Consider the following 13,138-nt stretch of genomic DNA (forward strand, 5'->3'; position numbering starts at 1 on the left):
AGCCGAATCCCGAAGTGGGGATTCGGTTTTTTTGTATTTCTTTAACCGAAGGACGTGAATTGGTGAAAGATATTATAAACAAACAATTAATTAATAAAACAGATACCTGTTATCATTTGAAAATTTAGCTCTAAAGTAGATTTTAAAATTATGAAGAAAAAGGGGGTTAGTAAAGAGCTTTAAGGAGCAATAATATAAGGAACTAAACAGATGAATTGAGCTAAAAGTTGTTCTACTCTGTGATTTGTTAAAGGTTTGTAATCAAACGAAATACAATGGACATGGTATAATAAGTCCAATTATATAAAAAAACTCGGTTCATAAGACTTATTTTTTTGGTCTAATGGCTTAAAACGATAGACTTTGTAAAGTGGAGGTTCAATTGATGGAAACACAAGAAAAGCTTCAAGAGGTCGTACGTAATATTGAAAAAGTTATGATAGGTAAAAAGCATATTGCTGAATTGAGTGTAGTATCGTTACTTGCTCAAGGGCATGTTTTATTAGAGGATGTACCTGGTGTTGGTAAAACGATGATGGTACGTGCTTTAGCAAAATCAGTAGGAGCGCAATTTAAACGTATACAATTTACACCGGATCTATTGCCTTCGGATGTTCTGGGTGTATCCATTTATAACCCAAAAGATATGGAATTCCATTTTCGACCAGGGCCAATCATGGGCAATATCGTATTGGCTGATGAAATTAATCGTACTTCTCCGAAAACGCAAGCTGCTTTACTTGAAGGTATGGAAGAGGCTGCTGTGACAATCGATGGTGAAACATATAGTATACCAAAACCTTTTTTTGTAATGGCAACACAAAATCCTATTGAATATGAGGGTACCTATCCATTGCCAGAAGCACAACTCGATCGATTTTTGTTAAAGATGAAAATGGGTTATCCATCTTATGATGATGAAATTGAAGTACTGCGTCGTGCTGAACAAGGAAAGCCAATCGATTTTTTAACATCTGTCATTACATTAGAAGAGTTAATTACTTTGCAACAACAGGTGAAAGATGTTTTTGTTGATGAAGTTGTGAAAGGTTATATTGTTGATTTATCTCGTGCAACGAGAGAAAACCAATATGTATATTTGGGTGTTAGTCCACGAGGCTCGATTGCATTGATGAAAGCTTCGCAAGCATATGCATTACTTCGTGGTCGTAGTTTTGTAACACCTGATGATGTTCAGTTTTTAGCACCATTTGTATTCTCACACCGTATAATGCTAAGGCCTGAAGCTCGTTATGATGGAGTTTCACCTGAAGAAATTATTGGACGCATTTTAATTAATACAGTTGTGCCCATTAAAAGGTCTGCAAATCAATGACAATAAGTAGGTTACGATATGTTTCAGGGAGAATCCTACGCCTGATGCTAGTCGTTTTGCTACTGCTTAGTACATTAGCATTTAGCATCATAGAAGGCGGTTTTGTAATCTGGTTTGTCTTTTTCATGTTACTTCCTTTCTCAACGTACTCATTGCTGTTATTTTTTACACCTTTAAAAAAAATGAAAATAGAGCGTAGTATTGAACAGGAATATATGAGAAATGGTGATTCATTGAAGATGACAATGACTCTAAAACGCAATAATAGATGGCCTATTGTATATGCAGTTATTCGTGAAGCGATGCCAAGTGAAGCATTGGTAAATGCAACGACGCAACCAATGCAAAGGTTATTGTTAATTGGATTTAAAAAGGAAGTTAAGTGGACGTATGAGATTGAAGAAATACCGCGGGGGGAGCACTTTTTACAAGGCGTTGAAATAACAGTAAGTGATTTCTTTGGATGGATTAAAAAAACGCAAATCATCCCTGCGAAACGTACGGTTGTTGTGTATCCAAATGTGACGAAAATGATTTTCAGACCACTTGATATGAGCATGCAAACAGGAACTGGACCGGTATCTTCCACAATTGTACGAGATACGACGATGGTATCAGGGTTGCGCGAGTATCAATCTGGAGACCGGATGTCTTGGGTTCACTGGAAGACATTTGCGAAAACGGGAGAGCTTCGGACGAAAGAATTTGAAGATCAACAATCACAAGATTTATGCCTTGTGCTAGATTGTTCTCCATCAGCATTATTTGAAGAGCAAGTTGAGTTTGTTGCCTCTATCTTAAATGCAAGTGTTCGTCAGCAAATTACGATGGCGTTTTTGTCGGCAGGTAGAAATCGTGTGTTTTTTGAAGCTACGCAAACAGAAAGCCAATTGCAAGAGGTGATGTTCCATTTGGCGAGTGTACAAGATGATTTGGGAGATTCAGTCAATCATTTGTATGAACAAGATCGTACGTTAGCGAATGCGGCTCAAATTCTTTTTGTGACAAGTGAGCTTACAACAGAGTGGCTTGATATTTTAACAAAGGTATCAAGGTCATCTCGTGCCTGTGTATGTTTTGTTATTCGAAGTAAAGGACAAGTCATGTCTACCCAAGAGCAGGCTATGGAGAAATTGGCTCGTACACGTGGGATAAGAGTTATTACGATTGCTAAGGAACAATTTACAGAAGCTTTTACGGGGGTGTTGAAATGACACATCATCCTATTAAGCGAATGATAGGATTAGTGGCACTCTATATAGTGATTTTCTTCATGTTAAGAGAATGGCTTCTGCCCATAGTGAATTTGACCAATACTGGTCATTTAAACTTATTCTTATTATTCGTAGGTATCTGTTTACTGGCGAATATAGTCCATTTAAATGGTTGGATATCGGCCATTATAAAATCTGCCTATATACTCTGGTTTTTAATGTACGTTTATACAGGAACGAAAGTATGTTCAATTGAGAGTGTACTAACATTAAGCAGTGATCTTCAAAATAGTTGGTTAGCATTGATGCAAAAAGATTGGAACGGTGTGGAGAATTCATTTCGAAGTATCTTATTCTTTATCTTACTTTGGATGACAATTTATCTAATTCACTATTGGATAACGGTGAAGCATACTATTATTCATTTCTTATTCGTAACGATTATATTTTTAGTATTGTTAGATACTTTTAGTGAATATAATGCAAAGTTTGCCATTATAAGAGTTATGTTTTTAGGATTACTTTTACTAGGAACTTTATATGCTAATCATTTATTTGAGACAAATGCTGTAGAAAGGAAAGATATAAAGTATATCGCTGTCCTAGTTCCGTTAGCAGTTATGCTTATTGCGAGTACTGTATTTGCCTATGCGATGCCTAAAAAAGGCCCGATGGTAACTTTACCAAAATCACTTTCTACTCTAATGGACCAACAAGGTAAAGGCAGTTCTGCTATTGGGAAAATTGGTTATGTTGAGGATGATAAAAAGCTAGGCGGACCATTTAAAATGGATGCTCGAATCGTCTTTAATGCAAAGGCTGATAGTAATCAATATTGGAGAATTGAAACAAAGGATATTTATACTTCTAAGGGATGGGAACGTAAAAAGGGTGATGTCTATGTCGAAGCTTTTAATCAAAATGAGAACATTCCTTTAAGTATTAAACCAGGAAGTAAAATGGATCAAACTACTGCAGAAATTGAAATGAAGAAAGATTTCAAATTCATTATGCAGACATATGGTTTAATGAAAGTTGGTAATGTAGATCCAGGAGTGTCTTTCTACCGAGAAATAGACGGTGAAAAAATTCGCTCTTTAAAGGGCGAAGATGAAATTGCGTTAGAAGCGTATACGATATCTTATAGTTCACCAAAATATAGTTTGAAGGCACTCAAGAAAACAAATGTAAACGATTTGGATAAGTTATCGAAGGATTATAATACTTATTTGCAATTACCTAAAACACTGCCGAAGCGAGTAAGAAAACTTTCAAAAGACATTACGAAAGATGAAAAGAGCTTATATGGTAAGGCTAATGCAATTGTAGATTATTTTAAATATAACGATTATGTCTATAGCCGTGATAAAGTGGCGATTCCAGGGAAAAATGACGATTATGTAGATCAATTTTTGTTCGATACAAAAATGGGTTATTGTGATAATTTCTCAAGCTCTATGGTTGTCATGTTGCGTTCTATTGGTATTCCAGCGCGCTGGGTAAAAGGTTTTTCTGAAGGTGAAGAAGTACAGAATGTTGCAGGCCAACAGAAGGAATTTGTCATCACAAATAATAATGCCCATTCATGGGTAGAAGCATATTTACCTGGAATAGGCTGGATGTCTTTTGAACCTACTATAGGCTTTGAAGGTTTTGATAATGTGTTAGATGATGTGAAAAATCAACAAGAACCTACACCAATCAATCCTAAAAAAGAAGACAAAGAAGAAAAGCAAAAACAACAAAAAGCTGATAAGAAGAAAGAAGAAAAAACAAAAGAAGAAAAGCAGAAGCAAGAAAAAGATGAAAAAAAGGCTCAAAAATCAAAAAAAGCAGAACCTGTAATGAGTAAGAAGTTTACAATGGTGATAGCGATAATTATAGGAGCTTTGATAGTACTATCTTTAATTCTAGTATTATTGCGTAGAAAGTGGATACCAAAAGCAATAATTACTTTTTATCGTATGAAAAAACCTGAGAATATTTCTTTAGACCATGCTTACCATCAATTATTAAAACAATTAGATCATGCTGGTTTGAAAAAGGGGAATGGGCAGACCTTGCAAGACTATGCAAATTATGTAGATGAACGATTAAGTACAACGCATATGAGTAAAATAACTGCTTTATATGAGCAACAAATTTATAGTAATAATTACGCTCAATGGGATTGGTTAGATATTAAAGAAAGTTGGGAATATTTAATCAATCGTACAAGCGGTTGATTTTAAGTGTTACAACATGTAAAATTGAGAAAAATTATATATATTGATTACCCTCATATATGTTCGAAAATAAGGTTCGGATGTCTCTACCAGGTTACCGTAAATGACTTGACTATGAAGGTGAATGACAGCGTGGTTAATCCATGTACTAGCATTCACCTTTTTTGATGTAGAGCATAAGGACGCGTAGGATGTAATTTCAGACGCGTTCTTTTCGTATAGAAATGTTAAAATGAGTAGGTAAACAGTTATATTAATATTAAAAGAGGTGGAAACGTTGTCAGCTAGTTCAATTTTACAAGATCAAGAAAAGATTATCGTTCTTGACTTTGGTAGCCAATATAATCAGCTAATTACTCGTCGTATTCGTGAATTTGGAGTTTACAGCGAATTACATGCACATACTATTACTGCAGAAGAGTTAAAAGCAATGAATGCTACAGGGATTATTTTCTCTGGTGGCCCTAACTCTGTATATGATGAAAATGCATTCCATATTGATGAAGAAATCTTCAATTTAGGTCTTCCTATTTTAGGGATTTGCTACGGTATGCAATTAATGACACATGCTTTAGGTGGGAAAGTAGAAAAAGCTGCACACCGTGAGTATGGTAAAGCAGAAATTCAAGTATTGAATGACAATGCATTATTCGGCGAATTACCAAAAGAGCAAGTTGTTTGGATGAGCCATGGTGATTTAGTAACTGTTACTCCAGAAGGCTTTGAAACAATTGCGACAAGTGCTTCATGTCCAATTGCTGCAATGGCTAATGCTGAGCGTAAATTCTATGCAGTTCAATTCCACCCAGAAGTACGTCACTCAGTATACGGAAATGACTTATTACGTCAATTCGTATTCGATGTATGTAACGCTAAAGGCGACTGGTCTATGGAAAGCTTCGTAGAAATTGAAATTCAAAAAATCCGTGAACAAGTTGGCGACAAAAAAGTTCTTTGTGCACTTTCTGGTGGCGTAGATTCATCAGTTGTTGCTGTTCTTATCCACAAAGCGATTGGTGACCAATTGACTTGTATGTTCGTTGACCACAACTTAAACCGTAAAGGTGAAGTTGAACAAGTAATGAAAACTTTCACAGAAGGTTTCAACATGAACGTTATCAAAATCGATGCTCGTGAACGCTTCATGAGTAAATTAGCTGGCGTTTCAGATCCAGAGAAGAAACGTAAAATTATCGGTAACGAATTTATCTATGTATTCGATGAAGAAGCTTCAAAACTTGAAGGTATGGATTTCCTTGCACAAGGAACTCTTTACACTGATATTATTGAGTCTGGTACAGCAACTGCACAAACAATTAAATCTCATCATAATGTAGGTGGATTACCTGAGGATATGCAGTTCGAACTTATCGAACCATTAAAAACATTATTCAAAGACGAAGTACGTGCACTAGGTTCTGAACTTGGACTAGCTGATGAAATCGTATGGCGTCAACCATTCCCAGGTCCGGGTCTTTCAATCCGCGTACTTGGTGAAGTAACAGAAGAAAAATTAAACATTGTACGTGAATCAGATGCTATCTTACGCGAAGAAATCGCTAAACATGGTTTGGATCGCGACATTTGGCAATACTTCACAGTACTTCCTGATCTGAAAAGCGTAGGTGTAATGGGTGACCAACGTACTTACGATTATGCAATCGGTATCCGTGCTGTAACGTCAATCGACGGTATGACTTCTGACTGGGCACGTATCCCATGGGAAGTTTTAGAAAAAATCTCAGTACGTCTAGTAAACGAAGTTGATCATATCAACCGCGTACTGTATGACATTACTTCTAAGCCACCAGCAACTATTGAGTGGGAATAATAATATTAAAGCTTGGAGAGCCTACATTAGTAGGTTTTCCAAGCTTTTTTTGTTTGCCTGATATCAATATACTTCATGACCTAGTCTATCTGAATAATGTTCATAGTAGTGCTCTCAGTTAAAAGTAGAAAATACTTTTTCGAATTTCTGCATTCGAATATAAATATTTTTGGTGGGCATTAAAACCTGAACGTTTCCATGACTCTATTGAATTTAAAGATGTAGTGAATGGATATGTAGAAAAAAGTATGGAAAACTATAATTGACAACGGAAGGATTTTTATAAAATAGATGAAAAATTCTATAAACTTTTAGCTTATCAAAAAAATATTAAGAAATTTGCCGAAATTACGACTGAATTGTAAATGCTGTGTAAAGAGCATGTTAAAACTCTGTGAAAAGCCAACGCAGAAAGTTAGTATTTTTTATAATAAATGTGATAAAACATGAAGGAGTGGCAGCATGGAGTTAAATTGGCAGGAAATGATTTTTCAATTCTTGGGAGGCCTAGGACTCTTTTTATTTGCAATTAAATACATGGGTGATGGTCTGCAAAAAGCAGCCGGAGACCGTTTAAGAGATTTATTAGATCGTTTTACGACAAATCCATTTATGGGTGTCTTAGTAGGGATTTTTGTCACAGTACTTATTCAGTCGAGCTCCGGGACAACCGTTATTACGGTCGGTTTAGTCAGCGCGGGCTTTATGACATTACGACAAGCGATTGGTGTCATTATGGGGGCAAATATCGGGACGACGGTTACAGCCTTCATCATTGGGATTAATATAGGGGAGTATGCATATCCTATTATGGCACTTGGGGCAGTTCTGTTATTTTTCTTTAAGAAAAGTAAGATTCAAAATATTGGTCAAGTATTATTTGGTTTCTCAGGTTTATTTATCGGACTAGAGTTGATGTCGAGTGGTATGAAGCCATTACGTGATTGGCCGGCCTTTATTGATTTAACATTAAACATGAGTGATTCTCCGATACTTGGTGTTATTGTTGGTGCAATATTTACGCTAATTGTACAATCATCTTCTGCAACAGTTGGTATTTTACAGGGCTTGTATGCAGAAAACTTAATAACGCTTCATGGTGCGTTGCCAGTACTTTTCGGTGATAATATTGGGACGACGATTACGGCGATACTGGCAGCATTAGGGGCTTCTGTTGCCGCAAGACGTGCAGCGGCAACACATGTATTATTTAATGTTTTTGGTTCAATCATTTTCTTGCTCGTGCTTGGGCTATTTACGAATTATATAGAATGGATTTCTGGTATATTAGGATTAGAACCTAAAATGCAAATTGCCTTCGCGCATGGAACGTTCAATGTTGCCAATACGCTTATTCAACTACCGTTAATTGGTGTATGGGCTTATGTCGTTACCAAGTTGATTCCGGGTGAGGATACTATAGTTGAATATAAACCGAAGTATTTAGATTACTCGTTAATTACAAAATCACCAGGTATTGCGTTAGGACAAGCAAAGCAGGAAGTGGTTCGTATGGGGGGTTTTGGTGTACAAGGATTATCAGCAGCTATGGACTATTTAAAAACGTTAGATGTGAAGCAAGCAAGTACAGCGGCACAATTAGAAGAAGCAATAAATAATCTCGATCAAAAAACAACGGATTATTTAGTAAGTTTATCAAAACAATCATTATCAGGTGTAAATTCTCATATCCATCATGCGCTTCTTGAAAATATTCGTGATATTGAACGTGTTGGTGATCATGTAGAAAACCTAATTGAGCTTATTGATTATAAAGAATCGAATCGCATAAAACTTAGTCAAGAAGCGACGCAAGAGCTAGAAGGAATGTTTGAGCTTGTCATTGAAACAGTAAAAATAGCAATGCATGCGCTTGATACACGTGATGTGTCCTTGGCACAGCAGGTAAGAGCTCAAGAAGAACGTATTGACGAAATGGAACGTAGTTTACGTAAACATCATATTCGTCGATTGAATGAAGGTATTTGCTCGGGTTCAGCAGGCATTGTATTTGCGGATATTATTAGCAATCTTGAACGTATTGGCGACCACGCCAACAACATTGCTGATACGATTTACGAACAAGATTAAGGTAATGAGCATTCTTTCGGGAAGGCTTATTTTTTTACCTCAATTTTCAAATGATTCATTAGGTGTATTTTCGTAAACAATTAGAAGACATAAGACATCTAATAAGGGCAAATGATGAGGATATCAACAGTCATCCTCAATTTAAAGATAAACGAAATGCTAAAATCGATAACTTGTTTTATAGGATAGATGATCTCATTTGTAAAGTAAGATACGAGATTGACAACTTACTTAATTAAATGATTTAATTTACTTAACGATAGGTAAATAAGAGGTGTAATATGAATAAAGGGAAAGAAACGTATCAACGTGTATTGGATGTAGCTATTTATTTTTTTGCTAAAGAAGGAATTCATAAAACAAGCTTTGCAATGATTGCTAAAGAGTTGGGAATGTCAAAGCCTTCTCTTTATTATTATGTGGAGTCGAAAGATGAACTAATCAAAAGGGTTTTTGATTATATATTTGAAGATTATACATTCGAAAGGTACTTTCAAATAGAAGGCATGACTAAAGAAGATTTGATTGAACAGCTTTATTCAGGTGGTATGAAGTATATAAATGAGATTCAAGAACAGGATATATTGCTGAATTTATTGAGTGAATTTACTTTGTATGCTAATCGAATTAAAGAAGAGGATGAAACTTTTATCGATAAGATAAAGGAAGTACAACAAATGTTTATTGATGGCTTTGTCCAAATTCTACAGAAAGCTACAGAGTTTGGATTAATTGAAAAAAATAATATTCAGGCGAAAGCTGGAGTGTTGGCTTTAATGTTGGATAACATTCTGAATTATAAAATGCTATATATGAAAATAGAAGAGGCTGCTATTTGGCGGCAAACAATTACAGATGTAATAAAGTAATAGGAGTGTAAAAGGGATGAATCATACAACCGTGCATTTGAATTTTTCTAAGGCGGATAAATTATTTTTATGGTTGATTTTGCCGCTCATTGGTTTAGTAATAGGTTATTTTTTGCCTCAAATTTCAGAATGGGCAAGTAAGTTAGATTGGATTCCATTCCAAGGGCCATTTAAGTTGGTCGCTAGTCTAAATGCGGGGTGGGTTATTTTTGCTACGATGGCATTTGGATTGGTAGCGGGTATAATTTTGACTCTAATTATTTATGATGAAATATTGAATATTTACATTAGTGAGGATGCATTAGCCTTTAAAATTGGGAAAGTTGAATTGAGTTATGTCAAAGATGATATTAGCTATATTTATATAGATCATAAAGATTTAGTTCTGATTGGGCATGAAGGTCAGGAACTTTTCAGATATAAAAAAGAAATTAGCACTAAAATATTAAAAGAAGAACTTGGTGAACTGGGTTATCTTTTGAAAGATGGAAATCCGTATAAGGAACAGTTTAAGAAATGGGTACCTGGGTTAACCGATTTATCACTTGAAGCAAATGCATTGTTAAAGGCAAGGGAAATTACGCTTAAAAATGATGCTAGTGAAGAGGCTTTACAAATTGCAGTTGAATTGTGGAAGCTCCATGTTTCGGTAAAAGAGATTGAATCGAAGCAATATTATAGAGTCGTGTAAGGGAAATAACCGAACCTCCTAATCGAAGGAGGACGGTTATTTGCAATTCTTATTGAATATTAATGCCAAGGATAGCGACGATTGCAGTAGCCTGATCATGACGAATAGATAAACCCTTCGCTAATGTTGGATCTAAGTTGATTTGTTCGAAATAACAAGACGATAAATCGATTCCTTTTAAATTTGTATCAGAAAAATCAGCTGCGTTTAGTTCCATTCCTTGAAACGTGACTTGAGTTAATTTTACATCTTGTAAAGTGCTTTCGTTTAATTGGCCATCTTTAAAGGCAACTGCATTCATTTTTGATTCTGAAAATGTACCATAGTTTAAAAGACAATCAACTAATTCAACATTTTTAAGCTGTGTACGGAAGAAGCTGGAACCAATTAGTTTACATGTATCAAATTTGGCGCGATAAAAAACAGATTCTGCAAAATTACAATTTGATAAATCACATTTAGCGAAAATGACATCCAAAAACTCCATTTTAGTAAAATCATCTGTTAGGAATACGCAATTCTCGAATTTAACTTCGCTTAATTGGCGAGTACCAAAGCGACAATCGATTTGACATCCTTTAAGTAAAGAGTTCGCTTCAATTTCTTCTAGCATCATTTCTTCGTTTTCGATAATTGTTAAATAATGTTGCGAAGGTTCTATGATTTTAGGCATATTATAAATCCTCTCCAATCCACTTTGTATCATTTTATCAATAATACGCTAGATACACACTTAATAAATCGCTAAAACATGTATTGTAATAATCTAGTATATCGAGACAAAATAGCTTATTCACGAACTATAATAAAGAAAAATATAAAAACGTTCGGAAAAACTATTGAAAATGAAAACCAAGAATGATATATTATCTAATATAAATAAATAACGTCGTCGTATAATGTCGGGGATATGGCCCGAGAGTATCTACCAAGTTACCTTAAATAACTTGACTACGATTAAAAGAATTGGCTTTGCTGATTCTTTTATAAACTTGTGAGTATGAGTACTTAGCAAGGAATCGTAGACATTCGACTATTTCTATTTAGTTGCATGTCTTTTTTATTCTCTAAGATGTATAAGACGACATACGGAGGATTATCATGAAAAAGTATTTCCAGTTTGAAGAACTTGGAACAAATTATCGTCGTGAGATCATAGGTGGTATTACAACATTCTTAGCGATGGCCTATATTTTAGCGGTGAACCCAGGGATTTTAGGGGACGCTGGTATGGATAAAGGTGCTGTGTTCGTAGCTACAGCATTAGCAGCGGCGGCTGGTTCATTGGTGATGGGGATTTTTGCGAAGTTTCCGATTGCATTAGCACCGGGCATGGGGCTTAACGCATTCTTTGCTTACACAGTAGTATTAACATATGGTATTCCATGGCAAACAGGTTTAACTGGTGTATTCTTCTCAGGAATTATTTTCATTATCTTATCTTTAACAGGTGTTCGTGAAACAGTTATTAATGCTATTCCAACACAATTAAAATATGCAGTATCAGCAGGTATCGGATTATTTGTAACATTTGTTGGTTTAAAAGGTGCAGGAATCATTGTTGCTAATGAAGCAACACTTGTTACTTTAGGAGAGTTTAAAGGTGCAACATTATTAGCAGTTTTCGGTATCGTTATTACAGTCATCTTAATGGCTAGAAATATTAAAGGGTCAATTTTCCTAGGAATTATTATTACTGCAATTGTTGGTATGATTTTTAACTTAATCGCTGTACCAACTGCTATTGTATCAAGTATTCCTGATGTATCTTCAACATTCGGGGTAGCGTTAGATCCTATTAAAGAAGGATTCTCAAATGGATTTAAAGAATTACTCAATGTTCAATTCTTAATCGTTGTACTTACATTTTTATTCGTAGATTTCTTTGATACAGCTGGTACATTAATGGCTGTAGCAAATCAAGCAGGTTTAGTTAAAGACGATAAGTTACCACGTGCAGGCCGTGCTTTAATGGCAGATGCAATTGCAACAACAATCGGTTCTTTATTTGGTACATCAACAACAACTGCTTATGTTGAGTCTTCATCAGGTGTAGCTGCTGGAGCAAGATCAGGTTTTTCTGCAGTTGTCACAGCAGTATTATTTTTACTGGCAATGTTTTTCTTCCCACTTTTAGATGTAATTACTTCGGCAGTAACCGCGCCGGCGTTGGTGATTGTTGGGGTGTTGATGGTTTCATCATTACGTTTAATTGAATGGAATAAATTCGAAATTGCTGTGCCGGCATTCTTAACAATGATCATGATGCCATTAGGTTATAGTATTGCAACTGGTATTGCAGTAGGATTCATCTTCTACCCAATCACAATGTTACTAGCAGGTAGAAAGAAAGAAATTCATCCTTTGATGTATGTATTGTTTTTTGTCTTCCTTGCTTACTTTATCTGGGTACGATAATTAAAACGCTATTATATAGAAGAAGCTCCCTCCAAATGGTAGGGAGCTTCTTCTATATATAAAGAGAGTTAAAGAGTCTTATACTAATTAATAAAACTTTTTAACGGAAAACTATTGCAACATATCACTTAGGGTGATATAGTAAGTAACGTTGTCACCGAGACAATGAAATTACAACTTAATTCCCTAGTTAAAACACTTTTGTATAAAGGTGTTGACAACAAAGTATTAAGTTGTTATGATATAAAAGTTGCTGATTGAGCAACAATATTATATTAAGAGAAACAACTTAAAAGAAATTTTAAAATAGTTGTTGACAACGAAAAGTTATTTTGATATAATAAGTGAGTCGCTGATGAAGTGGCGAACATAATGAACCTTGAAAACTGAACATGCAAGACGTTAATCAATAAATGTTTTTGAACATCAACTCTGTTGGTGGATCAAAACAAAAATAGATATC

Annotated in this window: 9 protein-coding genes and 2 riboswitches; of the genes, 8 read left to right on the forward strand and 1 reads right to left on the reverse strand. The window is 35.2% G+C overall.

All coding sequences use genetic code 11. From position 1 onward, the window contains the following. Positions 1–385: 385 nt before the first annotated feature. The 7 genes from BK137_RS19895 to BK137_RS19925 all read left to right on the forward strand — a co-directional run bounded on the left by BK137_RS19895 (position 386) and on the right by BK137_RS19925 (position 10,257). Positions 386–1,336 (forward strand): AAA family ATPase, encoded by a 951-nt coding sequence (locus BK137_RS19895; RefSeq protein ID WP_038179365.1) that lies wholly within the window; start codon positions 386–388, stop codon positions 1,334–1,336. A 44-nt stretch (positions 1,337–1,380) separates the two neighbouring features. Further along, the gene (locus BK137_RS19900; RefSeq protein WP_051448549.1) at positions 1,381–2,550 is read left to right on the forward strand and encodes a DUF58 domain-containing protein; all 1,170 of its coding nucleotides are present in this window, start codon (positions 1,381–1,383) and stop codon (positions 2,548–2,550) included. Then, a complete protein-coding gene (locus BK137_RS19905) occupies positions 2,547–4,775 on the forward strand; it encodes a DUF4129 domain-containing transglutaminase family protein (RefSeq protein ID WP_051448548.1) in 2,229 nt (742 codons plus the stop codon). Before BK137_RS19900 ends, BK137_RS19905 begins: the two co-directional genes overlap by 4 nt. A 33-nt stretch (positions 4,776–4,808) precedes the next feature. Continuing rightward, positions 4,809–4,910, forward strand: a riboswitch (purine riboswitch). Positions 4,911–5,052: 142 nt separating this feature from the next. Then, positions 5,053–6,606, forward strand: coding sequence for a glutamine-hydrolyzing GMP synthase (gene guaA / locus BK137_RS19910; RefSeq protein ID WP_038179363.1), 1,554 nt, complete (start codon positions 5,053–5,055; stop codon positions 6,604–6,606). Between the two features lie 462 nt (positions 6,607–7,068). Further along, positions 7,069–8,697: a Na/Pi cotransporter family protein gene (locus BK137_RS19915; protein ID WP_038179361.1), complete on the forward strand. Its 1,629-nt coding sequence runs from the start codon at positions 7,069–7,071 to the stop codon at positions 8,695–8,697. 281 nt (positions 8,698–8,978) lie between these two features. After that, complete coding sequence (locus tag BK137_RS19920; protein WP_038179359.1) at positions 8,979–9,566, forward strand: TetR/AcrR family transcriptional regulator; 588 nt, start codon at positions 8,979–8,981, stop codon at positions 9,564–9,566. A gap of 16 nt (positions 9,567–9,582) precedes the next feature. Beyond that, positions 9,583–10,257, forward strand: a complete 675-nt coding sequence (locus BK137_RS19925) for a YqeB family protein (RefSeq protein ID WP_038179357.1) — start codon at positions 9,583–9,585, stop codon at positions 10,255–10,257. 49 nt (positions 10,258–10,306) lie between these two features. Here the strand turns inward: BK137_RS19925 and BK137_RS19930 are convergent, their stop codons facing one another. Continuing rightward, on the reverse strand, positions 10,307–10,930 hold the full coding sequence (locus BK137_RS19930) for a pentapeptide repeat-containing protein (RefSeq protein WP_038179355.1): 624 nt from the start codon (positions 10,928–10,930) through the stop codon (positions 10,307–10,309). Between the two features lie 199 nt (positions 10,931–11,129). Beyond that, positions 11,130–11,231, forward strand: a riboswitch (purine riboswitch). A 127-nt stretch (positions 11,232–11,358) separates the two neighbouring features. Between BK137_RS19930 and BK137_RS19935 the strand changes: the two genes are divergently transcribed. Beyond that, positions 11,359–12,675 carry an NCS2 family permease gene (locus BK137_RS19935; protein WP_038179353.1) on the forward strand — a complete coding sequence of 439 codons (1,317 nt, stop codon included), beginning with the start codon at positions 11,359–11,361 and terminating at the stop codon, positions 12,673–12,675. Positions 12,676–13,138 lie beyond the last annotated feature (463 nt).

Source organism: Viridibacillus arenosi, from assembly GCF_001955655.1.
Lineage (GTDB): Bacteria > Bacillota > Bacilli > Bacillales_A > Planococcaceae > Viridibacillus > Viridibacillus arenosi.

Excerpts from the sequence above, each read along its gene's own strand:
- BK137_RS19935 (WP_038179353.1), top strand. The coding sequence starts at position 11,359 with ATGAAAAAGTATTTCCAGTTTGAAGAACTTGGAACAAATTATCGTCGT.
- BK137_RS19900 (WP_051448549.1), top strand. The coding sequence starts at position 1,381 with ATGCTAGTCGTTTTGCTACTGCTTAGTACATTAGCATTTAGCATCATA.
- BK137_RS19930 (WP_038179355.1), bottom strand. The coding sequence starts at position 10,930 with ATGCCTAAAATCATAGAACCTTCGCAACATTATTTAACAATTATCGAA.
- BK137_RS19915 (WP_038179361.1), top strand. The coding sequence starts at position 7,069 with ATGGAGTTAAATTGGCAGGAAATGATTTTTCAATTCTTGGGAGGCCTA.
- BK137_RS19895 (WP_038179365.1), top strand. The coding sequence starts at position 386 with ATGGAAACACAAGAAAAGCTTCAAGAGGTCGTACGTAATATTGAAAAA.
- BK137_RS19905 (WP_051448548.1), top strand. The coding sequence starts at position 2,547 with ATGACACATCATCCTATTAAGCGAATGATAGGATTAGTGGCACTCTAT.
- BK137_RS19925 (WP_038179357.1), top strand. The coding sequence starts at position 9,583 with ATGAATCATACAACCGTGCATTTGAATTTTTCTAAGGCGGATAAATTA.
- BK137_RS19920 (WP_038179359.1), top strand. The coding sequence starts at position 8,979 with ATGAATAAAGGGAAAGAAACGTATCAACGTGTATTGGATGTAGCTATT.